Genomic DNA, 26,473 nt, shown 5'->3' on the forward strand with positions numbered 1-26,473 from the left:
GCGGAACCTGCACTTCTTCCGAGAATACAATGTTGAGCATAACGCAAATATTTGCAGGGAGACGACGAAACTGCGAAAAGGTTATTTCAGAACAGGTCCAAACGAATCGTGACAGCTCTGCAAAGGCAGCAATACCGCTTGGCTATTAACAGAATAATGGTTATGACTAATGGGACTAGTACATATATTAGGTGATTATTGAATCAGCTGTAATGCCCTGCGCCCAGAAGAGTCAGGTATCTTGTGCATATCCTGGCAACGCAATAATGAGGAGTTACCATGCCGTCTGTTATTCATCCTGAAATAAAAGTTGCCGAAATTGTGCAGCGTTATCCGGAAACCCGTTCTGTTTTTATAAGCCATGGCCTCGGTGCTCTGGTCAGTGAAGACGGTATGCGTGTTTTGTCACCATTTCTTCCCTTGTCTACAGCACTGCGCAGTCGACTGATCAGTCAAGATACATTTATAGATCTTCTTCACCAGGCTATTGTTCCTGAAGAACATGTGGAATCCCCAGGTTTGGAGAGTTACGATAAGCAGGGAGAGTTGAGTTTGCTGGCATTGATGCCCTGTGGTTTGAAAATGGGGTTTGGTCGTGCTTTAACAGGATTCCTGGAAGAGTTGGAGCAGAATCAGGGAATGGCTGTTTCCTATGCCGTGGAAGGTAATGTGAATCAGGAGCTTTCATATTATTCCTTTGTCAACACCATTAATGAGGTGAGTGAATTACCCGACATCATCGTTTCAGCCGACTTTAATTCATTTTTTGGCAACAGGTTTTACAAGCGATTTGTCGAAACCGGCCTGTTTACCGGCTACGGTTCGGTGGATCCTACCGAGGCGTATACTAATGCCGGGATCATAGACCCCTTGGGGCATTATCATGTCATGGGCATAAATCCACTGGTGATGGTGGCAAATCTTGACCAGATTGGTGAGAGGCAATTGCCACAGACATGGCAGGATCTACTCAGCTCTCAGTGGAAACGAAGTGTCACGTTGAGAGGTGGCAATGGATTTTTTTGCCATGCCGTTTTGTTGCCGACCTATCAACAGTATGGTGATGACGGGCTTCGCGCATTGTCTGCCAATGTGTTTCAGGGCCTGCACCCTTCCCAAATGGTAAAGCAGATCGACGCCAATGGGCCTGGAGCGATATATGTAATGCCTGAATTTTTTGCACACAGGGTCAAGCACCAAGAGCGTGTTAAAATTATCTGGCCTGAGGACGGGGCCCTGGCAAGTCCGGTAACTCTACAGACAAAGGCAGACCGTATTGATGAGCTTCGTCCGGTGCTTGATTATCTTACCGGTCCTGAATTGGCACAATCCCTTGTCGGAGCCCGTTTTCCCGTTCCCCATAAAAGCGTTCAGGCTGAAGTACAGAATAAACCTCTGTACTGGCTTGGGTGGGACTATCTGCGCAACCATGATCTTCTTGCCTTAAATGAGGAGATTGATCGTGTCTTTATGCCGGGTGTACAAATCGTATGAGTAAAGGGCTGTTTCGTTTTATTACGGTTGCGGGCCCGCCTTCATGCGGCAAGACTTCGGTTATTTTACGCACCATTGAGCCTTTGATTGCCCAGGGCTACAAGGTTGGGGTAGTCAAGTTTGACTGTCTCACCAGCGAGGATCATGTGCGCTATCAGCAGGCAGGAGTCACTGTGAAAAAAGGTCTTGCCGGCAGCCTCTGCCCAGATCATTTTTTTATCGCCAATATTGAGCAGGCTGTGCAATGGGGGAAAAAAAAGGGGTTTGATCTGTTGATAAGTGAAAGTGCCGGGCTTTGCAATCGTTGTTCTCCCCACATCAGAAATGTGATGGCTGTCTGTGTCATAGACCATTTGAGTGGAGTACACACCCCCAGAAAGATCGGGCCGATGTTGAAAACTGCAGATGTGGTGGTACTGACCAAAGGAGATATTGTTTCCCAGGCAGAGCGTGAAGTTTTTGCTTTTCGTGTCCGACAGGTAAATTCCAGGGCTGCAGTACTTCCGGTTAACGGGCTTACCGGTCAGGGAAATCTGCTTCTGCAGCAGCATTTTCAGCAGGCGCCCCAAGTTGATAGTCTTGAAGGGCGGAAATTGCGGTTCACCATGCCGGCAGCACTGTGCTCTTACTGCCTTGGAGAAACCCAAATTGGAGAAGATTGCCAGATCGGCAATGTGAAAACCATGGATTTTTCATGAATTTTGAAGAACTGCTTCAGCGTCCTTTGAGAGAGGTCCTGCAAACATATCCCTACCTGCGCGATTTTTTTGCAGCGCTGGCTATTTCACTACCGAACAGTACAATTGGTTTCGGTGAATTTTTGGCAGGGCAGGATACCGCAAAATTAGAGGAATTCTCACTGGGGCAGGAAGAATTACGCAAGCAGTGTGCAGAATTCATAAACCAGATGGAACTGTTCAAAGTTCAGGGGGACCAGAGAATCCGGGAGATTACCGTTAAAGCCGGATATGATAAGAACGGGCAGGCTGAGAAACAGGATCTGATTTTACGTACCGGGGAGGTCGTGTGTGTCGTCGGTCCAACCGGTTCGGGGAAGAGTCGTCTACTGGCTGATATTGAATGCCTTGCCCAGGCCGACACTCCATCTGGACGTAGTGTTCTGCTCGATGGCCAGGCTCCTGATCAACGCCAGCGATTGTCCGGAGAACAACAGCTTGTGGCACAACTCTCCCAAAACATGAATTTTGTTATGGATCTTTCTGTGGAAGAGTTTATCACCATGCACGCAGAAAGTCGTCTGGTCGTTGACATTGAACATACAGTGGAGCAGGTGTATACCACTGCTGTGAGCCTTGCAGGTGAGTCTTTTTCAAGGCAGACCCCTGTAACCGCTTTGTCAGGGGGGCAGTCACGGGCGCTTATGATTGCAGATGTAGCTTGTCTCAGTCGTTCACCCATTGTTCTGATTGATGAAATTGAAAATGCCGGGGTTGATCGCAGACAGGCTTTACAGATACTGGTGCAGGAGGAAAAAATCGTTCTTATCGCTACCCATGATCCTCTGCTTGCCCTCTCCGGAGATCGTCGGCTGGTTATTCGTAACGGCGGCGTCGCCAGCATTATTGAAACCAGCGAAGAAGAACGCCAGGGCCTGTTGCAGCTGGCTGAATTGGACCATCGCTTGAACAGACTCAGGGAGCAGGTCCGCGCAGGTGAGCGCCTGGACTTTGACTTGCAGCAGTTTTTCCAATAACACCACCATTCACCCCGTATCTTGTTTCCTCCTTTTTATCTGCACTGCTTTTATAAATATCTCCACTTCTGATACAATGGAGAGAAATACCCCTTCTATGAGGTAACCGTTCACCAACTTAAAATAATGTTGGCTGCTCCCCTTGTTGCAAGCGGCTATCAGTGCGTCATGTGTGCACAGATTTGCCGGTGAACGATTACGGTCTAATCAATCCACTATGGAGGTAGATATGGCCGGTGCTCCACGTATGGTTACAACTCCCCATCGGAAAATCCCCATGGATATTCCAGAGGGAATAGCTCCCACTGAATTTTTTAACAGTCCCTGTAATCTGCGCCATCTAACCCGTGAAAATGGTCTGCTGCGCACCAAGGAAGGTTTTTTGCTGTATCGTAAGGCTATTGGTCATTCCAACCTTTTTGATACATCCATTATTTTTGACACTTCACATAAAGTATTGGATCCAATGGGGCGTCCTGTTCGCCGAGACCAGCTGACCAGGGAGGAAAGTATCGTTTTCAGCCGCATGACAAAGGTTGTCACCCACTATATGCTGGAAAAATACCCGGATCCCGGTGAACATCTCGTGTTTTGTGGTGAAGCCAGCCTGGATGCCACCTGGCCGCTCAATAAACCAGGCGTTCCAAGTATTCGCATGATGCACAATCATTTCATGGTATTTGAAAAGGCAATGCTGGAGGCAGCGCCCGAGGCTGATGCAGACAATCCAAACCTGACAGATAGTGGCCAGAACGGTCTTTTCCTGCAGTATCTGCGGGATGTTTATCTGCGATTTTTTGATGTGCTGCGTTTACAGGTGCTTAAACCGCTGCCTCCCGACGATGGGTGTTTGCGAATAACCGGGTATCCCCAGGGCTTGCCAAGCTGGGAAGTGGTGGGAGGGGAGAAAACGCTGGATAAAGGACAGTTCTGGAAAGAGTATGATCTGGTTCTTGCCGGTTTCCTTGATTTCTACAGGGCCTTTTTTGCACTCGTGGCAGCAGAAGATGCAAGAATTCCAAAGGACGCAGCGTATCCTGATCAAATTGAGGATATTTTGCTGTATAGTGATCAGTTTCATCAGGCAGCTCGGATGCTGCGTTTACGAGTGATGGAGGATCCAATGTTTGCCAATGAAATTCGTTGGCAACCTGCATATAAGCAGTTGTTGTATCGTGATGATACTGGCCGGCTCATTGTGACTATTAGTCAAAATTCTGTGGGGAACGCTATTACGGAACTGTTGGGTATTGTGGTGAAACGAATAGCCGACGAAGATGCATATGCCAAGGCGGAGCCACATTTGCTCAAGCAATTGTTGGAACTGCGAGGACGCCTGGTTATGTATAATCTGGGTACACCAATTTCTACGGCATTATGGTAGGCACCTGGTTGGTAAGCAAAGAAAGTTATTGGCAAGAGAGATCTGGTCATATTCCCGAAGGCGTATCAGATAATCTCCTGGCAGGGTTGTTAAAAAACTAAAAATGATCGATACGGCCTGCCACATGTAGTGCTGATCTTAAGGCGTGTAGCATGCGGCAAGTTGTGTCAAAAATGTCTTTTTCAACAGGCTGCTGGCCCAAATTTTTATAAAGGAGCCTTTTTTGCGAGCATACTGTGTTTTGAGATGTTTCTTGTGCATGAAGTTACCCTTGAATGGGCAATCTCACTACCCAACCGGGTATGTCCGCGAGCGGGTAGTGGTATGTCGCTGTCAGTCTGATATTCCTGAAAATGTGAACGTCACCAGGCGAGTATCTGGCTCATTATTGCCAATTATCCTATCGATGATATCGATACCCATAGTCCATTGAACTATTACCTTGTCTCCCATATCTCTGCCCATGACTGTTCAAAGGGATCAGCGAACTGAGCACGACGGTGGCTAATACCGCAGCAATGATCCCTGCTGCCGCTTTACTGTTTTTCATATAGGCTGTGAAGGGACGCCAGTTGAGCGTGAGATGCACAACTCCTGCAGTAACGAACAATAACCCGCCCCATTGGTGAATTTGGTTCATTCCTGGAGTCTTCAGGTGTAAGAGTAAAAGAACTCCTGTGATGGAGGTGGCAGCAAAGGTTGTTGCCGTGAAAGGGCTGAGCCATTGTTTGTGGGAAGGGTTTATCATTCGAAATCTCCATATCTGGTTGAAGGGTGTGAGTGGCAGCAGGTAGCGGCTGTAGCATTGTATGTATTGTTTAGTCTGGATGCTGACGTGTTCTATGCATAGTGCAGGCCACTTGGGATGAATAATACTATTCACAGGTTCAAAGCGAGCCCGGATTTTTTCATTCTTTTCTTAATGGCTGTCATCATTACTTGCTCTAACCTTGAGATTATTTTCAGCGCAATGACGACACGCATTCCAGATTCATTGCCCTTTACTGTACTCTTCTAATTTTCATGAAATAAGGAAAAAATGTGCAAATATTTTAAGAGGTAATCTCTTGCTGCGTTTATGAGCACGCCTCGAAATTATACCAAAGGGTACATCGTGAGATGTACATGTTCTCTGAAGGGGAGGTGTTGGAGGAATCTCACAAATCACAGAGGGAATTGAAAAGAGTTATGCCCTTTGCGGTTTTGTCTGTAACAGCATGAGAAAGGGAATGGACGCAAGGGTAAGCCACATTATGAAAGCAAAATCGTTCAGGTAAGAGATGGTAGCAGCTTGAACAGTAACTTCGCTGTTCAAGGCTATTTTACCTGTCAGTGTGGTCCAGTTCCACAGCTGGGGTAGTGCTTCCGGCTGCATGGTGTCGCGAAAAGGGTGGAGAAGTTCGCTCATGCTTGCATGGTTTATCTGGGTGTTTCTTGCCAGCAGGGTAACCACCACGGAAATACCTATGGAACTGCCTATATTACGAACCAGGCTGTACATGGCTGTTCCCTCTGTCCGTAGGTGCTGCTGGAGGGTTGAAAAGGTGACAGTACTTAAGGGGACGAAAACGAAACCAAAACCAAATCCCTGTACAATGCCTGTCCAGAGCAGGGCAGCAATGCTTACCTCCTGGTTGAAAGTGCTCATGACACCCAGTGCAGCGGCTGTCAGACCAAAACCTGTCAATAAAAGCAGACGGATATCCACTTTTCGGATCAGGCGTCCCACAATCACCATGGCTACCATGGTTCCCATTCCCCTGGGAGCGAGAATGTAGCCTGTAGTCAACACCGGAAATCCCATGATTTGCTGCATGAATGGCGGCAACAGGGCCAGGGTGGCATAGAGGGTCATTCCCACCAGAAAAATAAGGACCAGGCCAACGACAAGGTTTCGATCCTTAAACAGTGCTGGCTCAAAGAATGGCTTGTCAGCAGTAAAAGTATGAACCAGAAAAAGATAGAAAAAGAGGCCTGTGATAACTGATTCTGTGATAATTTCACGGCTCTGCCACCAATCCAGTGATTGCCCCCTGTCGAGCAGGAGTTGGAGGGCTCCGATGGAAATCCCAAGCAGCAGAAAACCCAGGGTGTCGAACTTGTGTGCTGAATTGCGTGAACTTTCAGGGACCGCAGCAAAGATTCCCATAAACGCGAGGAGGCCTATGGGCAGATTAATATAAAAGACCCAGCGCCAATTGTAGTATTCAGTCAGATAGCCACCAAGGGAGGGACCCAGGATGGGTCCAACCATTACCCCCAATCCCCATATCGCCATGGCTGTGCCATGTTTTTCAGTTGGATAGGTATCTAAAAGAACAGCTTGAGAGAGCGGAACCAGACCAGCACCGAAGATTCCCTGCAGGAGACGGAAGAGAACAATCTCGGTCAGGCTGCCTGAGGCTCCGCAGAGCATGGAAGCCAGGGTAAACCCTACCACGGAGAGAAGGAAAAGTCTTTTTCGGCCAAATCTGGAGGAGAGTACCCCTGTAAGCGGCGTAAAGATGGCAGCGGCAACAATGTACGAGGTCAATACCCAGGAGATCTGATCCTGGGTAGCAGACATGCCACCCTGCATACTTGGCAGGGCCACATTGGCAATGGTGGTATCCAATGCCTGCATAACCGTTGCCAGCATGATGGAAACGGTTATCAGCCCACGGTTTATGGCTGGCTCACTCTCTGGATGCAGTGTCAAAAGAAACTCTCAGCTGTGGGAAAATGCCATTATTCGCCGGCGTTAGCGGCTTGAGTTGCAGCAAAACCGTTTACTAAGGCTGTAATAAAGCCGGGAAGAGGGCGATGATATCCTGTGTCTATGGTTACGACTGTGCTCATTCCGGCACGGAGTTGCATGTCGTTTGAAGTTTCATGTAGTGCAATACGGACAGGAATGCGTTGAACAACCTTTACCCAGTTGCCTGTGGCGTTCTGTGCTGGAATGACAGAGAATTCACTTCCCGTACCTGGGCTGATACTGGCCACGGTACCCTCCCATGTGGCATCCGGGTAGGTGTCGACGTGTATATCAGCAGGTTGGCCGGATCGGACCCGGGTAAGATCGGTCTCTTTAAAATTAGCTTCTATCCAGTAGTTGCTGTCTGAGATCAGACTGAGAACTGCTGAGCCGGGAGATACATGTTTTCCTGGTTTTGGGAGTTTGGTTACCAGCCCTGAAAAGGGAGCGCGTACCACTGTACGTTCAAGGTCCAGAGCAGCCTGTTCCACTTCACTTTTTGCCAAAAGGTAAGCCGGTAGTTTTTCTTTTGGGGTGTTGGGGGCGCCTTCAAGGTTTGCCAGGATTTGTGCGATTTCATCATTGATAATGCCCATTTTCTGTTTGCAGATATCCACTTCATGGCGAGCCTGATCCAGTTTGGCCTCAGAGATGACTCTATTGCCTGCAAGGGCTGATTGTCGTTTCAGTTCTTTAACGGCAAAATCCAGATTAACCTGGGCCAGTTTCAGTTCGTTTTGCTTTTGTCCGTATTCGGCTTTGAGTTTATGGATATCGGCAATTTCTGCCTTGAGGTGTGCTTGAGCCTGGTCCAGGCGAAGCAGGTAACTTCTATTATCAATGGTGAAAAGAGGATCTCCTTTTTTCACCTGGGCATTTTCCTTGATATGTATAGACTCAATGGTTCCGGAAACCTCTGCGCTGATAATGACCTTGTCAGCTTGAATATACGCATTGTCGGTTTCTACGTAGCGGCCTCCGGTCCAATAGAAAAATACTGTCGCAGCAAGTACAATGCATGGTCCTGCTAAAAACAGAATGCGTCTACGCTTTGTTTTCGGGGACAGGGATGCTTTGGGAGAGGCTGTTTCTGCTTTATTTTCCTGCATATACTCTCAATGGTTATCCTGGCTGAGATTCTTTTTGACTTTGAGCAGGGTCGTGGTGAGTTGTTTCTGCTCCTCTTCGGAAAGACCATGGATGGCCCGATTTCTTGTCTGCAAGGCAAGTTCTTTCATCTGGTCCAGCCTGGGTCTGGCTTGCTCACTTATATAGATTTGTACAGCCCTGCGGTCTTGTGGGTTTGGACGCCGTTCCACCAGGTTTGCATTCTCAAGTTTATCAAGCAGACGACACAGCGTAATGGGTTTGATTTCCAAAACATCGGCAAGGGTGGCCTGGCTGCATCCTTCCATGCGTGCAATGTGGGCAATGGCTCGCCATTGTGCCTGGGTGAGGCCAAGGGGCTGAACCCTGCTGTCAAAATCTTTACGCAGCAGTCGGGAGATATCATAGATAAGAAAAGCGATGCTTTCTTTTGGATTATAATTTTTCATGGGGGTTGTTTGTACCAGAAAGTTGTATTGTAAGCAATGCTTATAATAAGCAACCCTTTTGTTTTTGGCTGTTGTGTTCCTGTAACCAACGGGAAACGCTGCCAAAGGCATCGCGGTAAACCATTTCGGAGTGCAGGATGCGATGAGAAGTGGTATGAGGACATTGTAGCTGTATAATCTTGATATAGAGTCTAAAACGGTACGTGATTTCGAAGGTGTCAGTTATTTTGAAAGCTCGTGTTCCGGTGTGTTGTCCCTGCTGTGCTCTTCTGGAAATATCATTTTGAAAGAAGCCATTGATGTGAAGTCGCCACTTCAGATCAGGCCCTAACAAAAACGTGTTCTATGCGACGTTTCATAAATGCATCTCAAAAGATTGGATATTGGACGATTGTCATGCACCTGATCGGGGGGGCAGCCATGGCTGAGCCATTGGCAGACAGTGAGCATCAGGCTCCTCCGCCATCTCCTCCAACGGTTGAACAAGAACCTCTTCCCCTTGAACAGCAGCCACAAAAAGATGCAGTTAAAGCAGGAATGAGCGAATGGGCGTATCATAAAACTGGTGACAGTGCTCATCCCAATGGCAACGAGCAGCAAATGCTGTGGCTGCTTAACCGTGCCCGTGTCAATCCTTCCCAGGAAGGTTACTGGCTGGCAATCATGGATGAGTCTGATGTGGTATCTGCACGAAGTTATTTCAATGTGAATCTTACAGTGTTGCAGGATGAGTTTGACAGTTATACAGCAAAACCTCCGGCAGCTTTTGATTCGCGCCTGTATGAGGCTGCACGACTGCACAATCTGTATTTGATTACTGAAGATACACAAAGTCATGATGGTCAGGTCGAATTGGTGCAAGCTCAGGATTTTCATTTCCAATACTGGCGGGGAAATGTTTATTCGTATTCCAAGTCAGCCGTTTATGGCCATGTTGGTTTTAATATAGACTGGGGGAGTGGCACTGATGATGGAATGCAGGATCCCAGAGGGCACAGAATGGGAATCATGTCCATAGATCATAACTACTCAAACGTGGGTATTGCGGTTACTCCGGAAAATAATGCTGGTACCAGCGTCGGGCCTCTGGTCGTCACCCAGAATTTTTGTACCGCATTGGCCTATTTCCCTGATCATTCCAATCGCTTTATTGTGGGCACTGTGTGGCAGGACGCGAATAATAATGATCAATATGATCCAGGTGAAGGGCTCGCCGGAGTTCAGGTTATGCCTGATGGAGGCAGTTATTATGCTGTAACGGCAGACAGTGGCGGGTATGCCTTCCCTGTTGAGACTGGCACCTATGATCTTGTTTTCTCCGGGGGGATGCTTGAGGCATCCCACTCCATAACGGTAGAAGTTCTTGCGGAGAGTGTACTGGTTGATTACAAGCTGCCTCCTCTGCCTGGAAATATTAATAGTGATGAAGTCGTTGACCTGACCGATGCCATGATTGTACTGCGCATGCTAACTGGTCAGACATCCGGAACAACTGTTGAGTTGAACGCGGATGTGGATGGTAATGGATATCTTGGCATGCCCGACGTGTTGTATATACTACAACAGGTGGCAGAGTAAGAGCCAGGAGATACTGAGAATCTCAGATTGTTACCATGCCAGGGGAAGCTGACGCCTGATTCGTCGAGAAAGCAAATCATTGATTGGTTGCTGTTCGCTGGAGACCATAGATGGCATCGGCCATAGATATTTTTTGTTGATTGACGGTTGATGAAGCGTATACTTTTTCAGTTGGCGACATCCCTGTCAGTATCTGGAGAGCCTGGATGGAATCCTGTATATCCACCACACCATCATGATCAATATCTCCTGCCTGGGCATCAGCTTTAATCAGGCGGATAACGTAAACAGAGAGATCAGAGTCGTTGGTTACAACCAGTTTAAAATGTGCCCCGTCAGTAAATGTGGTGCTGAGATCTCTGGCATCCAGGGTAAAAGTTGCTGTTTTTATGCTGTGATCATTCTTGTTTTGTACTTCAGCAGAAGTGTAAGAAGGGGTACGGAGCTGCCAGGTTGCAGTTGAAGAATCCCTGAACATCACCTTGATCTTCGCCAGTTCACCTAGAGAGTTTTTGAAATCATTGTCAATGGATATGGCTATTTGTGTATTGCCGCTTGCCACATCAGTTGTTGCTGACAAGTAGTCATAGTGCTTTTTTTCACAGTCATGGGAAAAATCCCCCCCTGTTAAGGCTGAGCGGTCGTAATAACCTGTTGATACGGTAGTTTTTCCGGCGCCATATACCTGAAAAAGGCCAAGTTTAAAGTTGAAGACGGTATTGCAGTTGACACCGTCACTGTAATAACTCTCCCGTAACCAGATTGCCGCATCCGGTGCCTCTTCAAGGGGAAGCCCTGCTCTATAGCTGTACCAGTCGAGTATGGCACGGTTTCTTCTGATGAAATTGTTGAGGCTTGGATTAGGAAGCCATATGTGGGTGGCGCCGATCATGGCTTCCACCCATATTGTTGAGATGAATAGCGGATCATACACCGCACTGTCTATAAACTGTTCATCTTCGCCCCCAATGAAGCGGTTGTAATCACGGTATGGCCAGTCTGGGTCAATGATGAGTGAAGACGTCGCTGGGTCATAGATCAGGCCCCACTGTTCAGAAAATGCGTTGTTGAACTGCTCGTTGCCTCCACTACGTATTCCCATGCCCAAGGCCGCTGCACGACTATTTAAAAACGTTCTTACGTTCTGGTACTCATAGTCATACTCTTCGGATGGCTTAAAGTAATTCATGCCTACCCAGGCAAGTTTGTTTGTATTGTCTCCCGCTGCGACAGCCCATGCCTCCAGCCGTTGCTGGTATGTAAATGCAATGGTTAGAGGTGTCATTCCCACATCTTCTGCATTGACAACTGCCTGGGCGTTCAACCACATTTCTTCTCCGGCTGAACTGGAAATACCATGAATATAGAGGCCTGCAAAGTTAGGATGAGAGAGAAAGTCCTGGGCACCAAATTCGTTTACAAACTGGAGGTATTTTGCTGCAACCCCTGTGTCCCATGGTGCTGCAACGGTGATATATTCATCGGATTCTGCCTTGCCATAGGTATAAAATATCGGGGGGCGATACTTGTCCAATACCCATTGCGGGATAAATGGCACATCACCTGTTCCCCATGGTGTCTTACGGTCGACCACATGGGATTTAAGGCGTGCCACAAGGCACTTGTCATCAGCCTGTGCGGCGGCAAGGGCAACATTGACATTGTTGAAGTCGTAGATATCTTCTGCTGGATTCAGGGATGCCCAGGTAAAGGTCACACCGTAACAATTTATCAGGTCGCTCAAGTCATCCGGAATGGCAGTTGCTGAGACCGTGTCGGTCATTTGGAAATAGCCTATTTTGGGAGAAGGCTCTGTGCTAGAGGGAAAAGACCAGTCCAGGCCTTGTGAGATAACCACAGATGTGGAACCCATGGCCGGTAGTTGTGTGAAAATAATAAAGAGAAAAACCAGAGTGTTGAGGGCAAATGTTTTTATCACGTATCTGATACCCCATTGTGGATGCTTTCTTGCCGCCGCTTTGTCGTTTCTGTTGTACAGAACAAATTACATACGCATTTATGCATATGTTGGGCGAGTGATGAACCTTGGTTGAAAAAGCAAATAGCGAGCCACTTATGTATGGTATTTCTATATGAATTGTATGTGATTCTTTGCCGGAAAAGAATAGGAATTTCAACAAACTGACAGAGTGAGAAAATATAAATGTGCTGGAGCAGCTGTGAAGCTTGCTGTTTTCAGATATTATGCACTCGTTACATGGTGCTCTTTTTCTGTGCCTGTCCAGAAATGAAGATTTTTGCCCAAGTTTAAGGCTTTCGAGACATTTTACCGTAGACATATAATTGAAATTTCGAGGGTAAAGTTTTGAGCATAACGCAAAAATTGGGAGAAAAGACCATTTATGGACAGTCTCCTCTCCGGAAGACTGTTCGCAAATGTGCTTTTCGCCCATACTTTTTATTTACCCTGAAAAAATATTCCCGGAGGGAAGGCTATCGGTGTGGTAAGGTCGTCGCGTCAATGGTCCCATACTGGCCGTATTGAGCCATTGACGCGACGACCTTACCGAGTAGAGAGACAAGCAAGATCGGATTATTTTTTCCGTGACCCTGAACTGAGCGAACAAACGCATATATCAACAGGTACTCGTTCGCAGGCCGGCTCCTGGTTAGAGAGGACACGCTTGTGTTTGCCAACAGGATAAGTGTTGTCAAGGTGAGACGTGTTGTGCAGCCGGAGAACAACATCAGGCAGCTAGATATCCTTTTTCAACTGCCTTGTCGATAAGGGTGGATGCAAAGTCCCATAGTATTGTGGAGCCTTTTGCTATATGCTTATTGCGGTCTATGACCTGCTGTTTGCGAATGCCATGTTTTTTCCAAGACTTACCTTGAGAATAGTAGTTCAGCATAAGTGGCATAAGGCGATCAAGCGCATTGGCAAACTTGGCTTCTCTGGTCTCACCCCGTTCAAATTCCTGCCACAGTTGAAAGCATTCCTTTTGCTGTTCAGGCGGCAGAATACCAAAAATTCTCTTTGCTGCACGTAATTCACGATCTGCTTTGTCTGTGTGCCCTTTTTCATCATAGCAAAAGGTGTCGCCGGCATCAATTTCCACAATATCATGGAGGAGAACCATTTTCATAACATGGCTCGGTTGTATTTCTTCATTGGCATGTTCTGATAAAATTATCGCCATTACGGCAAGCTGCCAGCTATGCTCAGCGTCGTTTTCCCACCTGTCGGTATCTAGAATATAACTGCGTCGAAATATGGATTTAAGTTTTTCCAGCTCAAGAAGAAATTCCAGTTGTTGGCCAAGAGAGACGTGATCTGTTTCTGTAATGCGTTGCATGGTTATATAAGTGTTTGTAAAGATGTATGAATAATTTAAATTACTAGCCAAGGTCTTTGTTTATAACAATAACCTTGATTCGATGTTTGGGATACGGTTTTTCTGTGATCGTCCAGCTGTTGCAGATACGATCAGGGCTGCTGCAGTATGATGTTTTTTGCTTTTGTAGAACTTTGGACGATGAATGGGGAAAAATTATTTTTCTTCAGTGCATTATAGCAGGTATTTAATCGAAGTCGCCAATATGTATCAAGATTTTTGCTGTTCATGATGTTTCGCCTTTTATTATTTGCAGTATCAAGGAGATCGCCTCTGGTAAGGTGATGGTATTGCATGTGGGCTGATTTGGACTGCTAGATTGCCTCCATGGTATTATTTATGAGCAGTTACATCCATGAAAACAAATTCTTTTTAGTCCTGATCTGTATAAAAGTCATGAGAAATACGGGAGTGAAGGAATAGGATCAGCCAAAGAGAGGAAACATGAGAACTGTAGGGCGTGTTGAGGTCCACTGAAAATGCAAAGCTATCTATGGAGCTGTCAAATAAAAAAAGGAGCTGGCCCAAAAGGCTAGCTCCTTGATATATCTGGCGTCCCCAAGGGGATTCGAACCCCTGTTGCCGGCGTGAAAGGCCGGTGTCCTGGACCTGGCTAGACGATGGGGACTGGAACGTCAAATTTTGAAAGGTCGTTCGAAACTTCCTGGTTAAGAGACTGAAGTTCTGCCAGCTGTCTATCGACCCATTTTGCTGGAGCCGGAGTATTTACGAAAAAAAGAGGAAGCTGTCAATAAAAAAAATCATGTGTAGAGGGAACAATTGCGAGAAGGCATCATGGAACGCCGGTGAATGGTTGCGACAGTTCATATACTCTTTTCGTCATGCACCTTGCGAACCCTTTGAGCAAGAGCCCCCCTTGCTGCTTCCGAAATGAATCTGTATTGATACGGGCCTGAAAAAAAGAGTGATTTGCTTGGAAATGATAGACGGAGACATGAAACGAACTTACATATACTAATGTATATGGATTTTTAGGCGATACTATGGCAGGGAGGAGGTTGTATTCTGTACTCAAAATCTTAAGATATAGACCTGATATATGTTCACCCACTGGAAGGAAATTTATGCAACGATTTAAAAGGATACTCTATCTTCAAAGTACAGATGATACCAGGTTTGAAGAACAGGTTCTGGATAAGCTGATCTCTTTGGCAAAAGCAAACATAGCTGAAGTAACTGTAGTTAATGTGTTCGAAGATTCTTTTATCGAACATGTCGGAAGAGCGTTGTATCCTCATTCAAATGAGTTGTTGGGTTTCATAAGAGAAAAGAAACAGCAACGTCTCGATCATGCTGTTTCTGTTCTATCTGATGCTGGTGTTCAGGTACGGGGAGAATTATTTCAAGGTACCATGTTTGTTGAAGTTATTCGTGAAGTTTTGCGAAATCAGCAACAGCTTGTTGTGAAAGTGCGGGATCCTTTCGATAACCATGATGCGGTAGCCATGCATCTTTTTCGTAAGTGTCCCTGTCCTGTGTGGATCATCAATGGTGAACAGTTCGATGGCTTTCGTGTTTGTCTGGGTGCTCTTGATTTGGGATCTACTCGAGAAGAAACCATAGACTTAAATCGAAAAATCGTAGAGTTGACGTGTTCCATGGCCGAGCGAATGAAAGGGAATGCATATTTTGTTCATGCCTGGGAGCTTGAGCATGAAGTTATGCTGAGGGGGCCTCGCTTTAATTATGGAGAAGACAAGCTTGCGGATATGAAGAAATCTTTACAGAAAACTCTTGTGAAGAATTTTGATGCCCTGACTGCCGGCCTGGAATTTCATGTACCCTCAGAACGTGTCCATCTTGTTGAAGGAGACGTGAAGCCCGTGGTGCATCATATTTTACAGCAGGTGGGAGCAGATTTGTTGATTATGGGATCTGTGGCACGCACCGGTTTACCGGGATTGTTGATCGGCAATAGCGCGGAAACAATTTTGTCTGAGGTACGGTGCAGTATATTGGCCGTGAAGCCTGATGGATTTATTTCTCCAATTTCTCTTACAACATGAAGAATTTGAATAGAAAACAGGATGTATTTCTATGGGGGCTCAAACTTTGTATCCATAGCTGCCTGAAATTGCTGAGCCTGCTGATGGTACTGGTTATTTTTTTTGGTGTGCTTGACGTGGCTTTTATGATTTACCAGCGGTTATCGGCACCGCCACGTTTTGTTCTCAGTATCGGTGATGTCTTGGCAACCTTTGGAGCTTTTATGGTGGTACTGATAGCCATAGAGATTTTTCAAAACATCATTCTTTATCTGCGCGATAATGTAATACATGTGAAAATTGTCCTGGCAACTGCCCTTATGGCAATTGCCAGGAAAGTGATCATACTCGATTATGATCAACTGGAGCCGTTATATATTTTTGCCAGCGGAATGGTTCTTTTGGCCACAGGAATTACCTATTATCTTGTCCATAAAATTCCTGATGACTTTCATGATGAGGCTCCTTGATTCCGCGACGATTGAAAAGTTTATTTTACATGGAGAGTCTTACAGTTTCCGGGCTTATTCTACGTTCCAGTCTGCCAGCATACAGACTTATTGAATAGCAGCAGATAAAGTAAAGTACAGCAATAGTCGTATAAATTTCAAAAGGGTAGAGCATCAGACGATTATTGATGGAATAGGCTGCTGTGGTGAGCTCCATGACACCTATAATATAGGCCAGGGAGGTATCCTTAAAAGCTGCTATAAACATGCCGACAAGGGCTGGCAGCATCTGCTTCAATGCTTGGGGTAAAATAATCCTGCGCATGGTTTGCATGTAATTCAAACCAGTTGACTTGGCTGCCTCCAGCTGGCCTGGAGGAAGATTTTCTATGCCACTGCGTACGATTTCCGCAATATACGCTCCAAAAAAGACCGTCATGGCCACCACGGCACTCCAGAATACATCTAACTGGAGTTTAAACATGGGTGGAACAAAAAAATACACCCAGAAAATGACCATGATGAGAGGGTTGCCACGTATCAGTTCGATGTAGAGGAGGGCGGGAAAACGAAAAATCCGATTTTTTGCCGTTCGTCCCACACCGACTATCAGGCCTATGAAAAAGCTGACCGTGATACAGAAAATGGCCATGAGCAGAGACATGGAAAGACCACCGAGTCCGGCAAATGTTTCCGTACTGCCTCCGTTGGGAAAACGCCAGATCAAAAGAGCCTGAATATTGTCCTTGATAATGGCAAAGTTGAAGCCAAGTAAACCCCGTACAGCCTGAACGACCAGGGCGAGGAGAAAAAGAAGGAACAGCACCTTGGCGCAGACTCGTATCACCAGCCAGATCTTAGAGGCTGCGAGATGAAGCAGGTATTGACTGCGGGTCAGTGTGCGTTGGCGTGATGAACCTGAGGCAAACCGATCAAGCAGCAGGGATAATGTGTGAAAAATCAGCTCCAGAGGCGCAAAAAACAACTCTGCAAAACGCTGTATTATCGTTTTGTTACGTTTGCTGGCTATTTTGAGTCTGGCATTGACCAGGTTGAGTAACCCGGCAATACACAGAGACAGGGCAAGGTAAATGCCAGTTGCGGCTGCAGTTGCTTCGAAACCACTGTAGGTCAGGGCTTCAACCTCCTGGGCAGACCAGCAGACTTCTGCAACCCCTACTGTCATAGCCAGCGATGAGTTTTTCATGTTGTTGAGAAATTCGCTGCCCAGTGGAGGAATGATCTCTCTGAATGCAAGGGGGAGAATGATTTTTCTCAGTGATTGTCCGTAGGTCATGCCTGAGGAATAGGATGCCTCAAGCAATCCTGTTGGCACAGACTGTATACCTGCACGAATGATTTCCGCCATAAACGCACTGGTATACATGCCCAATCCGATGGTAGCCACCCAGAATTCGTATTGCAGACTGAAGAGGAATTGTTTGACTTCCTGGGGAAGAGCCGCAGGCAGTGCAAAATTCCAGAAGAACAGTTGCACCAGTAATGGGGTGTTGCGAAACAGCTCTATATAGGCTGTGGCAAACAGGTATACCGGCTTGAAACGGGAAAGCCTGGCCAGTCCAAACAATGTACCGAGGCTCAGGGCAATGACTGCTGAGTAGAGTGAAATGGTAACTGTCAGTTTGAGGCCATGGAGCAGGAGTTCTCCCATATGTCCATATTCTGTTTCACTGACCAGTACGGACCAGTTAAAGTCATAATCAAAGTGAAACCAAAAGGTAAAATACAGCCCTGTCAGGAAGAGTAGAAGAAATAAGACAAGGTACTGAAACCAAAGTTTGTCAAAGGTATGTCGAAACATGGCGAAAAAAAGAACCTTCCAGGAATTCCTGGAAGGTCTGTTGGAGTTGTTTATATGTCGGGACAGCAGTTTCTGAATGCATTATTTGTGTACGCAACTGAAAAGCCTGCTGTTCCTTTGTGGGTTGAGCCTGAAAAAATACCTGTTAAGGCCACATCTCTATTTTTTCGGTCATAGGAAATGGAGTCTCGGTGTCCGGGCCAAACCATTTATTGTAAATCTCCATGTAGGTTCCGTCTTTCCATATATCCTGAATGGCGAAATTTATCGCATCGCGCCAGGCACTGTCATCCGCTGGCAGGCCAACGCCGTAAGGCTCATCGGAAATGAATTCACCAACCAGTTCATACTTCCCCGGTTCCTTGCTAGCCAGTGCTATGAGCAGGGTGGAGTCGGTACTGATTGCCTGAACCCGCCCCGAACGTAGGGCCTCAAACATTTCAACTTCGTTCTGGTATCCAGTGACCTGTGGATTGCTGTCACCTAATTTTTTCAGGTAAGCCTTGGCATTTACAATGGAAGTCGTTCCCTGCATTGAGCCGACTTTTTTTCCTGCCAGATCTTTGGCTTCTTTGATGGTGCCTGCAGGTGCGAGGAATTTTTGGCCATCAAAAAAATACGTGATGGAAAAATCAATTTTTTCATCGCGAACTCTTTTGTGAGTCATATTGGCGAGAACCATATCCACCTTTGGTGGGTTGGTCTGCACAAAAGAGACTCTTGTTTTATTGTTTACAACAACTGGTTCGAAATCCACGCCAAGACGCTTGGCAATCTCCCTGGCCATATCCATGTCAAAGCCAACCCATTCATTGTTGGCATCGATAAAACCAAAGGGTTTACCTTTATTACTGATACCTGCTTTGACAGTCTTGTCCTTCATTACCCTGTCATAGGTTGGGCCTGCCATTGAAAAATTTGCGGCAACAACGACCAGCAGCGTTGAGAAGAGAGCAACTTTCAAGTATTTCATTGTTTTTCTCCTTGGTGGTACATGCAGGTTGAGGACTTGGCGTACTTACCGGGTACGCCAAGGCCGTGATGGATAGCCTGCCCGAAAAGAGCATCCATAGCCAAAATTGGCACACTGTAACCCCGTATTGGGCAGCAAGGGCTGATGCGGGCAATCCGGATTTCGGGCCGGGCATGACTCAGGCCATCAATGGCTGAGAATCTTACTTAAAAAATCCTTGGTTCTCTGGTTGGTAGGCTGAGTGAAAAATAATTCCGGTGTGTTTTCTTCCACCAGAAGTCCTCCGTCCATAAAAATTACCCGGTCAGCCACTTCACGGGCAAATCCCATTTCATGGGTAACACAGACCATGGTGATACCCTCCTGGGCAAGTGATTTCATGACGTCAAGAACTTCATTGATCATTTCCGGGTCCAGTGCACTGGTTGGTTCGTCAAATAGCATTATCTGGGGTTGCATGGCCAGGCCCCTTGCTATGGCTACACGCTGTTGCTGTCCCCCTGAGAGTTGTGAGGGATAGAAATGGGCTTTGTCCGGAATGTTGACTTTATTAAGCAGGTCCATGGCGATTCGGGTGGCTTCCTTTTTAGCCATACGTCGCACAAGCGTGGGCGCCAATGTGATGTTTTCCAGAACCGTCATGTGAGGGTACAGGTTGAATTGCTGAAAAACAAACCCTACCTCTGCACGAAGATGTGTCATGTTGGTTCGAGGATCATTTACATCCATACCGTCAACGATAATAGTTCCAGCCTGAATGGGTTCAAGGCGATTAATACAACGGATGAGTGTACTTTTTCCCGATCCTGATGGACCGCAAATAACGACCACCTCACCTTTATCAATGGTCAGGTTGAGGTCTGTGAGCACTTGAAAATCGCCGAACCATTTACTGACATTTTCAAAGCGTATAATTGTTTCCTTGGTCATGGGGTTTCTATTGTTATGCTTGTCAGAGAATAATCTGTATACACTGTGTACAGGCTTCTACTCACAAGGGGATTGCATGGATAACTGCCGGTACCGATAATACAACAGCATAGTCTGTTCATGAAACAGGTGCAATTGTTTGTTTGTCTGCTTTTCCCGCTGTAAAAAAGGTGGCGTGCAGGGCATGGATACCTTTGTGCAGATCTTCCTGTTTGAGCAAAAAGTAGAGCGCTGCCTTGGAAGGTCCAAAAGATATCATTTCCACGTTAATTCCCTGTTCGGCAATTGCCGAGAAGCAACGTGCCGCCACTCCTTTGCTGGAAGACAGTCCTTCGCCGACAATGGCAAGGAGAACAAGCTCCCGTTCCTTTTCCAGTGCCCTGTAAGGTACAGGCCGGATTTTTTCCAGGGTTGCATAGGCCTCGTCAATATCTTTTTTGGAAAAAAGAAAGCTGATGCAGGTCTGTGTAGCCACCACTGACCTGATATTCAGACCTGCATCGGTGAGTGCGCTGGCAACAATGGAGAGAATGCCCGGTCTATAGCCAACTCCAGAAGCGTGCACCTTGAGAATACTGACGTCATCGGTATAGGTGATACTTTTTATGACAAGGTCAGATTGTTCGGATTTCTCACTGATTATCGTCCCCTGGGCATCGGGGTTCAGCGTGTTTTTTATTACAATCTCAATGTTACGCTGGCGAACGGGTTCCACGGTCCGTGGATGGAGAATGGATGCTCCGAAATAGGAAAGTTCAGCACATTCTTCATAGGAAAGACGATTGATAAAGGCGGCCTGGGGAACAAATTTTGGATTTGCTGTCATGAAGCCGTCCACATCCTTCCAAATTTCAAGCAAATCTGCTGACAGCGCCGCTGCAACTGCTGCTGCCGCATAATCACTGCCCCCGCGACCAAAAGTAGTGATTTCCCCTTTGAGGCTTATCCCGTAAAACCCAGGGATAAATATCATGTCATATGTCTGCAGTGCGGGTTTCAGGGTAGAGTTGAGAGATTCCGTGGCAGCTGGCAGGTCAATGGTGGCATCCCCGAATTTGCCATCCGTGTATAATCCCATAGTCTGAGGTGTCATGGAAGCCGCAGCGACTCCAAGAGACTGTAATGTCCAGGAGAGGAGAAGAGCTGAAAAGCGTTCACCCATGCAGCTTATGGCATCTTTCATTTTCGGAGTGAGTTCACCTGTGAAGTTGAGGCCGTAATAATAGCGCTCAAGCTGTTTCATAGCTCCAGACAAATCTTGGTGAAAACCCTGGATGCACGATTCCGACTTCATGATGAACCTGGCGACAGACAGGTGCAGGCGAAGGAGTACCTCAATGTGAGGCATGATTTTTTCTTCGTCTTGCAGCGCTTTCTGTATGCCGTCTATCAGGATGTCCGTGACGCCGTAGAGGGCTGAAACAACTATAACATGCCCTTTGGCATGGGTGCTTGTAAGTTCAGTGATGTGACGGATGGTGGGAATTCCTTTCAGGCACCCTCCACCAATTTTAATAACTTTCATGTGGTCCAATGCTGATTGAATGTGACTGATTTGGTAATTGGTCACCAGGTGTTTAACTTTGCGTATCGCAGAGCTGGGCCTGGTCATACATGGCCGTTTTACAGTGTCGCTCCTCGCTTATCTGCTCTTGAACGAAGATCTCGTTTACGGCCAGACACTGCCATAGCCCGGAAGACTGTAGCATATCCAGGCCAAAGGTGGAAGCGGTGATGAAAATATTCACGGGCTGACAGGTGGAAATCTTTGTTGCAACTGATTGCAGGTGTCTATTTGCTCATGCAGGAAAGTGCTGATAACGATTTGTACTTTTTTGAAAACCGTGCCCTTTTCTGGTGGAAAGCCGGCAATTGATCCTGTGGGTACATAACAAGCTCATCGTATACGGTTAAACAGAACGCTCCTTGGCAATTGCCAATGGCAGTTGAAGTTGTGATGATTCTGGGATGATTTTTAATCAAGTTGGGAAAAAGAGCAGGTCTGGAGATTCTGGCTTTATTTTTGCATAATAATTAAAAATAAACGAAGAATTGCTGAAAAACGACAGGAAAAAATAAGAAATATGTACAAAATTGTCGATACCACGTTACGAGAAGGAGAGCAGACTCCAGGTGTTCAGTTCAGCCTGGAGCAGAAAAAGCAGATAGTGAGCTATCTGGCTCAAATAGGAGTGCATGAGGTTGAGCTGGGCATTGCTTCGCCTCTTTTCTCCTGTTTACCTGAGCTGATTACCTATACACATGCTCTGTATCCAGATCTGCCCTGTTCTCTCTGGTCCCGTTGTCGAGAGGAAGATATAAGATGTGCCGCCACCCTTGGAATACGTCGTGTTTCCCTGTCTATACCTGTTTCTGATCGACATATTGTCACCAAGCTCGGAAAAAACAGAGAGTGGGCTGAGCAGCATATGTTGGCAGGTATTTCTCTATGTATGTCCCTGGGGCTGGAAGTGGCAGTAGGTTTTGAAGACAGTTCAAGGGCCGGAACCGGGTTTTTGCAACATATGGCGCGTCAGGCTGAGCGAGCCGGAGCCTGGAGAATTCGACTCGCAGACACTGTGGGAATTCTCTCTCCAGGTAAGGCGGGAGACATGGTTTCCTTGGTAGCCGGCTCACTGCAGAGGGCGGAAGTCGGTGTGCATACCCATAACGATTTTGGGATGGCCACTGGTAATGCCATTGCAGCTTATGAGCATGGGGCGCTGTGGGCAGACGGTGCTATGCTTGGGCTTGGGGAGCGTACAGGATGTGCCCGCCTGGAAGAACTTGTTGCTTATCTCTCCCTGGTTTGCGAGCAACCTGGTTTTGAGGTAGGGGTGCTGAAAAGCTTTGCCAGGTATGTGGCGGAAGCCGCAAACGAACCGGTTCAGGCACGTCATCCTGTCTTGGGAGATGCGATTTTTGCCTGTGAAACCGGATTGCATCTCCAGGGGCTGTTTAAGGATCCGCAAACGTATGAACCCTTTTCACCTGAACTGGTAGGCGCAGAGCGCAGGTTGATGATCGGGGCAAAGAGTGGGCGCAGTGCCATTCGTTTTCAAATGGATCGTTTAGGTGTAGATGTTGGAAATGACGATGCCATGGATAGATGTGTTGCCGCTGTGCGCGACGCTGCCAGAGCAAAAGGTGGCGCTCTCAGTGATGCTGAGTTGATCGCTTTATGCCGTGTTCACTGATCCGCGGATGAGTTTTTTTGATGGGCTGTAAATCCATAACACACAAACAGCCTGCTGTGCGCAGGCTGTTTGTTTTGTATACGTTCAATCGGATTTCAGGCTGAGAACTGATTGTTGATCTGTTTGTATGGGTTTTGTTTATCCAGGCCGTATTTTTTTATACGGTAACCTATCTGGCGCTGGGTTAATCCCAGTTCTTTTGCGGCCCTGGCCTGTATCCAGCCATTTCGTTTGAGGGCGGCTACAATTTCTTCGCGCTCCATATCTTTGAGTGATTTTGGCGAATCGTCCAACTCCATATAATGGGTATTGGCCTGCTGTTCTTCCAGATAATTAGAGTGAGCAGGGTACTGCCTGAAAGACTGTGTTGGCGCCTGTGTCGGCAGACAGGACTGGTAGGCCAAAATATTTGCAGGAAGATCGTTTATTGTGAGACGGTCGTGCTCGGCCAATATAACCATGCGCTCAACCAGGTTCTGCATTTCCCTCACATTGCCAGGCCATGGATATGCCATGAGGAAATCAAGCAAGTCGGAGGTGATTTTCAGCTCTCTGTTGTTGCGCCGGTTGCTGGATACGAGGAAGTGGTTGAGCAGGAGAGGTATATCGTCCTGTCTGTCCCTGAGCGGGGGAAGCATGATCGGCACCACATTGAGGCGATAATACAGGTCTGCCCGAAAAGAACCTTCGGTTACTGCTTCTTCAAGACTCACATTGGTTGCGGCAATGATGCGTACATCAACGGTAAAGGTCTTGGTGCCGCCCAGTCTTTCAAACTGCTTTTCCTGTAACGCTCGGAGCATTTTTGCCTGCAGGGATAATGGCATTTCACCAATTTCATCTAAAAAGAGTGTGCCTCCGTCTGCCAATTCGAATCTACCGGGACGATTACTGTGCGCACCTGTAAAGGCACCGCGTTCATGACCGAACAGTTCGCTTTCAAGCAGGGTTTCTGGCAGAGCTGCGCAGTTAACCTTGATAAATGATTTTTTCTGGCGAACACCGCTTTCATGGATAGCCCTGGCAACCAGTTCTTTTCCTGTGCCGGACTCACCAAGAAGCAGTGCTGTTGCGTCGCTTCTACTGAGTTTGTCTATGATACTGAAGACTTCCTGCATGGGTTTGGAATTGCCAATAATATAATGACCGTTGTGCACCTGGTGTAGTTTGGCCTTCAGATTCTCGTTTTCCTCAAGCAGTTTTGCTTCTTTACGTTCAATTTCCTTGTGAAGGGTCAGGAACTGGGCAATGAGTGTGGCCAGTACGGTCAGGAAGCGGATGTCCTCTTCAAAGGAGACATCGTCGTCAAATATACGATCCACCGTAAGCACTCCTGCTGGCTTTCCCTGAACCATTACAGGAACGCCAAGAAAAGAAACGGTTTCCCGGCTGAATTTTGATCTGGCCCCTGTTCGATTGAGAAAAAGCGGTTCGCTGTTGATATCAGGAACTACAAACGGCGACCTGGTTTTGAAAATCTGGCCACAAACGCCTTCGTCAGGGCTGTAGACCCCCCGCATTTCCTCTTCTTCGGAAAGGCCGTATGAAGCCTGGATGGTCAGTTTCTGTTTTTTTTCATCATAGAGGAGAAGGGTAGCTCTCTCCATTTGAACAGTATCGTGGAGTACTGCGAGAATATTTCCCAGAGTAGTGTCGAGGTCAGCTGCATTACCGATCAGTTCAGTGATTCTGTGGAGGGCCAGAAGCTCCATGCCCTGAGTTGTCGAGGCTTCTGATGTGGGTTTTCGCTGGTTGAGCGCCATTGGTTACATGTCTCCTATGTGAAGCAGAGCGTGCCGGATGTGGATGTTCCGATCTGGTGGTCAATGCTAATGGTAGTTGATTTGTTGGTTCTGAGGTCGACTGATCGCAGTTCCATGATATGGAAAAGCAAGCACCGTACCAATTTTGTTTTTAGCGCAGGATAGGCGGTAACTCGATGGTTTAATGCCACTTCTTTGTATGGATGGTACAAAACTGTGTCTAGATGTTTACAATTATGTTCTCTGTGAACGTCAATTTTAGCATAATTGTAAAAAAACAGCTTTGCTGCAGGAGGAAATGTGTAATCTTCAAAAACGTATAATTATATACAAAAATGACTATTAGCGCACACGGTACGATATATATTTTGTTACTTTGTAGGACTTGAAAGTTTGAGAATTATTATCAAACTTCTCGCAAGCGTGCTGATATACTGCAACAGGCAAAAGATAGTACAACGTGGCACAGGCTTTGCCATTAAAAGGGCATGAGATAACAACCTCCCTTGCTTCACTGTTAATGACAAAGAGAGCGGTAACAGGCAGGAGCGGTTTGGCTGAATAGTTCACTTACGTTGTATTAAACATAACACAGTAGGAAATGATTATGAGAAAAGTAGCTATCTACGGAAAAGGCGGTATTGGTAAATCCACAACAACGCAGAACACAGTGGCCGGATTGGCGGAAATGGGTCGTAAGGTAATGGTTGTTGGCTGTGACCCTAAAGCTGACTCCACCCGTCTGCTGCTCGGAGGTCTGGCACAGAAATCAGTTCTTGATACCCTGCGTGAAGAGGGTGAGGACGTGGAGCTTGAGGATATCCGTAAAGCTGGTTACGGCGAAACATGGTGTGTTGAGTCCGGCGGACCTGAGCCGGGAGTCGGTTGTGCCGGTCGCGGTATCATTACCTCCATTAACATGCTTGAGGCACTGGGCGCATATGAGGAGAGCGAAGGCCTTGATTATGCATTCTATGACGTACTTGGTGATGTTGTGTGCGGTGGTTTTGCCATGCCGATTCGCGATGGTAAGGCAGAGGAAATCTACATTGTCTGTTCCGGTGAAATGATGGCTATGTACGCAGCCAACAATATCTGTAAAGGTATCATGAAGTATGCTCAGTCCGGTTCCGTACGTCTGGGAGGGCTGATCTGTAACTCCCGAAATGTTGATAACGAGAAGGAGATGATCGAAGAGCTGGCTAGGAAGCTGGGTACCCAGATGATTTACTTTGTACCTCGCGACAACGATGTACAGCGTGCAGAGATTAACAGAAAAACAGTTATTGAGTGGAACGGTGCATGTCAGCAGGCCGACGAATACCGTGGACTGGCCAAGGCCATTGATGAGAACGAGATGTTCGTTATTCCTACCCCGCTTGAGATTGAGCAGTTGGAACAGCTGTTGCTCGATTTTGGTCTCTTGGAAGAAGCGTAATTTGTTAACGAGATAGAGTAATTTACGAGTATTAAGGAGATAGTAGCCATGATGATCATGATCAGAGCAATTGTTC

Annotated in this window: 21 protein-coding genes, 1 tRNA gene and 1 pseudogene; 9 read left to right on the top strand and 14 right to left on the bottom strand. The window is 46.8% G+C overall.

What is annotated here, in order from left to right; translation table 11 throughout:
- Positions 1-279: 279 nt before the first annotated feature.
- The 4 genes from G493_RS0101870 (at position 280) to G493_RS0101885 (ending at position 4,592) form a co-directional block, all read left to right on the top strand.
- A complete protein-coding gene (locus G493_RS0101870) occupies positions 280-1,494 on the top strand; it encodes an ABC transporter substrate-binding protein (RefSeq protein WP_028579002.1) in 1,215 nt (404 codons plus the stop codon).
- Positions 1,491-2,192 carry a GTP-binding protein gene (locus G493_RS0101875; protein WP_028579003.1) on the top strand — a complete coding sequence of 234 codons (702 nt, stop codon included), beginning with the start codon at positions 1,491-1,493 and terminating at the stop codon, positions 2,190-2,192. Before G493_RS0101870 ends, G493_RS0101875 begins: the two co-directional genes overlap by 4 nt.
- Entirely contained in the window at positions 2,189-3,208 is a 1,020-nt protein-coding gene (locus tag G493_RS0101880; protein WP_028579004.1) for an ATP-binding cassette domain-containing protein, read from the top strand. The genes G493_RS0101875 and G493_RS0101880 overlap by 4 nt, the downstream gene beginning before the upstream one ends.
- 229 nt (positions 3,209-3,437) lie before the next feature.
- Complete coding sequence (locus tag G493_RS0101885) at positions 3,438-4,592, top strand: hypothetical protein (RefSeq protein ID WP_028579005.1); 1,155 nt, start codon at positions 3,438-3,440, stop codon at positions 4,590-4,592.
- Positions 4,593-4,992: 400 nt separating this feature from the next.
- On the opposite strand, the gene G493_RS0101890 is transcribed toward G493_RS0101885, so the two are convergent.
- The 4 genes from G493_RS0101890 to G493_RS0101905 form a co-directional block, all read right to left on the bottom strand.
- The gene (locus G493_RS0101890) at positions 4,993-5,340 is read right to left on the bottom strand and encodes a DUF4405 domain-containing protein (RefSeq protein WP_028579006.1); all 348 of its coding nucleotides are present in this window, start codon (positions 5,338-5,340) and stop codon (positions 4,993-4,995) included.
- 438 nt (positions 5,341-5,778) lie between these two features.
- On the bottom strand, positions 5,779-7,290 hold the full coding sequence (locus tag G493_RS0101895; protein WP_035273005.1) for a DHA2 family efflux MFS transporter permease subunit: 1,512 nt from the start codon (positions 7,288-7,290) through the stop codon (positions 5,779-5,781).
- A 29-nt stretch (positions 7,291-7,319) separates the two neighbouring features.
- Positions 7,320-8,438: an HlyD family secretion protein gene (locus G493_RS27395; RefSeq protein ID WP_051308934.1), complete on the bottom strand. Its 1,119-nt coding sequence runs from the start codon at positions 8,436-8,438 to the stop codon at positions 7,320-7,322.
- Positions 8,439-8,444: 6 nt separating this feature from the next.
- On the bottom strand, positions 8,445-8,885 hold the full coding sequence (locus G493_RS0101905) for a MarR family winged helix-turn-helix transcriptional regulator (RefSeq protein ID WP_028579008.1): 441 nt from the start codon (positions 8,883-8,885) through the stop codon (positions 8,445-8,447).
- Positions 8,886-9,230: 345 nt separating this feature from the next.
- Between G493_RS0101905 and G493_RS0101910 the strand changes: the two genes are divergently transcribed.
- A complete protein-coding gene (locus G493_RS0101910) occupies positions 9,231-10,463 on the top strand; it encodes a dockerin type I domain-containing protein (RefSeq protein WP_028579009.1) in 1,233 nt (410 codons plus the stop codon).
- Positions 10,464-10,539: 76 nt separating this feature from the next.
- Here G493_RS0101910 and G493_RS0101915 read toward each other — a convergent pair whose 3' ends face one another.
- The 4 genes and pseudogenes from G493_RS0101915 to G493_RS0101930 all read right to left on the bottom strand — a co-directional run bounded on the left by G493_RS0101915 (position 10,540) and on the right by G493_RS0101930 (position 14,447).
- A complete protein-coding gene (locus G493_RS0101915) occupies positions 10,540-12,402 on the bottom strand; it encodes a hypothetical protein (RefSeq protein WP_028579010.1) in 1,863 nt (620 codons plus the stop codon).
- A 769-nt stretch (positions 12,403-13,171) separates the two neighbouring features.
- The gene (locus G493_RS0101920; RefSeq protein WP_028579011.1) at positions 13,172-13,780 is read right to left on the bottom strand and encodes an HD domain-containing protein; all 609 of its coding nucleotides are present in this window, start codon (positions 13,778-13,780) and stop codon (positions 13,172-13,174) included.
- A gap of 43 nt (positions 13,781-13,823) precedes the next feature.
- A pseudogene (locus G493_RS34755) lies at positions 13,824-13,925 on the bottom strand (lactate utilization protein); the annotation flags it as partial.
- A 444-nt stretch (positions 13,926-14,369) separates the two neighbouring features.
- Positions 14,370-14,447: transfer RNA gene (locus tag G493_RS0101930), tRNA-Glu, on the bottom strand.
- Between the two features lie 457 nt (positions 14,448-14,904).
- On the opposite strand from G493_RS0101930, the gene G493_RS0101935 reads away from it, so the two are divergent.
- The gene (locus G493_RS0101935) at positions 14,905-15,846 is read left to right on the top strand and encodes a universal stress protein (RefSeq protein ID WP_028579013.1); all 942 of its coding nucleotides are present in this window, start codon (positions 14,905-14,907) and stop codon (positions 15,844-15,846) included.
- A complete protein-coding gene (locus G493_RS0101940) occupies positions 15,843-16,295 on the top strand; it encodes a phosphate-starvation-inducible PsiE family protein (protein WP_028579014.1) in 453 nt (150 codons plus the stop codon). Before G493_RS0101935 ends, G493_RS0101940 begins: the two co-directional genes overlap by 4 nt.
- A gap of 25 nt (positions 16,296-16,320) precedes the next feature.
- Here G493_RS0101940 and G493_RS0101945 read toward each other — a convergent pair whose 3' ends face one another.
- The 5 genes from G493_RS0101945 to G493_RS33290 form a co-directional block, all read right to left on the bottom strand.
- Positions 16,321-18,096 (bottom strand): amino acid ABC transporter permease, encoded by a 1,776-nt coding sequence (locus G493_RS0101945; protein WP_028579015.1) that lies wholly within the window; start codon positions 18,094-18,096, stop codon positions 16,321-16,323.
- Positions 18,097-18,241: 145 nt separating this feature from the next.
- Positions 18,242-19,069 (bottom strand): ABC transporter substrate-binding protein, encoded by an 828-nt coding sequence (locus tag G493_RS0101950; protein ID WP_028579016.1) that lies wholly within the window; start codon positions 19,067-19,069, stop codon positions 18,242-18,244.
- 186 nt (positions 19,070-19,255) lie between these two features.
- The gene (locus G493_RS0101960; RefSeq protein WP_028579017.1) at positions 19,256-19,984 is read right to left on the bottom strand and encodes an amino acid ABC transporter ATP-binding protein; all 729 of its coding nucleotides are present in this window, start codon (positions 19,982-19,984) and stop codon (positions 19,256-19,258) included.
- A gap of 133 nt (positions 19,985-20,117) precedes the next feature.
- Positions 20,118-21,524: an aspartate kinase gene (locus G493_RS27400; protein WP_035273202.1), complete on the bottom strand. Its 1,407-nt coding sequence runs from the start codon at positions 21,522-21,524 to the stop codon at positions 20,118-20,120.
- A gap of 52 nt (positions 21,525-21,576) precedes the next feature.
- A complete protein-coding gene (locus G493_RS33290) occupies positions 21,577-21,747 on the bottom strand; it encodes a hypothetical protein (protein ID WP_153306406.1) in 171 nt (56 codons plus the stop codon).
- A gap of 336 nt (positions 21,748-22,083) precedes the next feature.
- Between G493_RS33290 and G493_RS27405 the strand changes: the two genes are divergently transcribed.
- Positions 22,084-23,196 (top strand): LeuA family protein, encoded by a 1,113-nt coding sequence (locus G493_RS27405; RefSeq protein ID WP_035273020.1) that lies wholly within the window; start codon positions 22,084-22,086, stop codon positions 23,194-23,196.
- 95 nt (positions 23,197-23,291) lie between these two features.
- On the opposite strand, the gene nifA is transcribed toward G493_RS27405, so the two are convergent.
- On the bottom strand, positions 23,292-24,959 hold the full coding sequence (gene nifA, locus G493_RS0101980) for a nif-specific transcriptional activator NifA (protein ID WP_051308935.1): 1,668 nt from the start codon (positions 24,957-24,959) through the stop codon (positions 23,292-23,294).
- A 607-nt stretch (positions 24,960-25,566) separates the two neighbouring features.
- Between nifA and nifH the strand changes: the two genes are divergently transcribed.
- Entirely contained in the window at positions 25,567-26,397 is an 831-nt protein-coding gene (gene nifH / locus G493_RS0101985; protein WP_028579019.1) for a nitrogenase iron protein, read from the top strand.
- The last annotated feature ends 76 nt before the right edge of the window (positions 26,398-26,473 follow it).

Source organism: Desulfogranum japonicum DSM 18378 (assembly GCF_000429945.1).
Taxonomy (GTDB): Bacteria; Desulfobacterota; Desulfobulbia; order Desulfobulbales; family Desulfobulbaceae; genus Desulfogranum; species Desulfogranum japonicum.

What these genes read in the sequence shown, in the direction of transcription:
- G493_RS0101870 (WP_028579002.1), top strand. Translation starts at nt 280, where the DNA reads ATGCCGTCTGTTATTCATCCTGAAATAAAAGTTGCCGAAATTGTGCAG.
- G493_RS0101875 (WP_028579003.1), top strand. Translation starts at nt 1,491, where the DNA reads ATGAGTAAAGGGCTGTTTCGTTTTATTACGGTTGCGGGCCCGCCTTCA.
- G493_RS0101880 (WP_028579004.1), top strand. Translation starts at nt 2,189, where the DNA reads ATGAATTTTGAAGAACTGCTTCAGCGTCCTTTGAGAGAGGTCCTGCAA.
- G493_RS0101885 (WP_028579005.1), top strand. Translation starts at nt 3,438, where the DNA reads ATGGCCGGTGCTCCACGTATGGTTACAACTCCCCATCGGAAAATCCCC.
- G493_RS0101890 (WP_028579006.1), bottom strand. Translation starts at nt 5,340, where the DNA reads ATGATAAACCCTTCCCACAAACAATGGCTCAGCCCTTTCACGGCAACA.
- G493_RS27395 (WP_051308934.1), bottom strand. Translation starts at nt 8,438, where the DNA reads ATGCAGGAAAATAAAGCAGAAACAGCCTCTCCCAAAGCATCCCTGTCC.
- G493_RS0101905 (WP_028579008.1), bottom strand. Translation starts at nt 8,885, where the DNA reads ATGAAAAATTATAATCCAAAAGAAAGCATCGCTTTTCTTATCTATGAT.
- G493_RS0101910 (WP_028579009.1), top strand. Translation starts at nt 9,231, where the DNA reads ATGCGACGTTTCATAAATGCATCTCAAAAGATTGGATATTGGACGATT.
- G493_RS0101920 (WP_028579011.1), bottom strand. Translation starts at nt 13,780, where the DNA reads ATGCAACGCATTACAGAAACAGATCACGTCTCTCTTGGCCAACAACTG.
- G493_RS0101935 (WP_028579013.1), top strand. Translation starts at nt 14,905, where the DNA reads ATGCAACGATTTAAAAGGATACTCTATCTTCAAAGTACAGATGATACC.
- G493_RS0101940 (WP_028579014.1), top strand. Translation starts at nt 15,843, where the DNA reads ATGAAGAATTTGAATAGAAAACAGGATGTATTTCTATGGGGGCTCAAA.
- G493_RS0101945 (WP_028579015.1), bottom strand. Translation starts at nt 18,096, where the DNA reads ATGTTTCGACATACCTTTGACAAACTTTGGTTTCAGTACCTTGTCTTA.
- G493_RS0101950 (WP_028579016.1), bottom strand. Translation starts at nt 19,069, where the DNA reads ATGAAATACTTGAAAGTTGCTCTCTTCTCAACGCTGCTGGTCGTTGTT.
- G493_RS27400 (WP_035273202.1), bottom strand. Translation starts at nt 21,524, where the DNA reads ATGAAAGTTATTAAAATTGGTGGAGGGTGCCTGAAAGGAATTCCCACC.
- G493_RS27405 (WP_035273020.1), top strand. Translation starts at nt 22,084, where the DNA reads ATGTACAAAATTGTCGATACCACGTTACGAGAAGGAGAGCAGACTCCA.
- nifA (WP_051308935.1), bottom strand. Translation starts at nt 24,959, where the DNA reads ATGGCGCTCAACCAGCGAAAACCCACATCAGAAGCCTCGACAACTCAG.
- nifH (WP_028579019.1), top strand. Translation starts at nt 25,567, where the DNA reads ATGAGAAAAGTAGCTATCTACGGAAAAGGCGGTATTGGTAAATCCACA.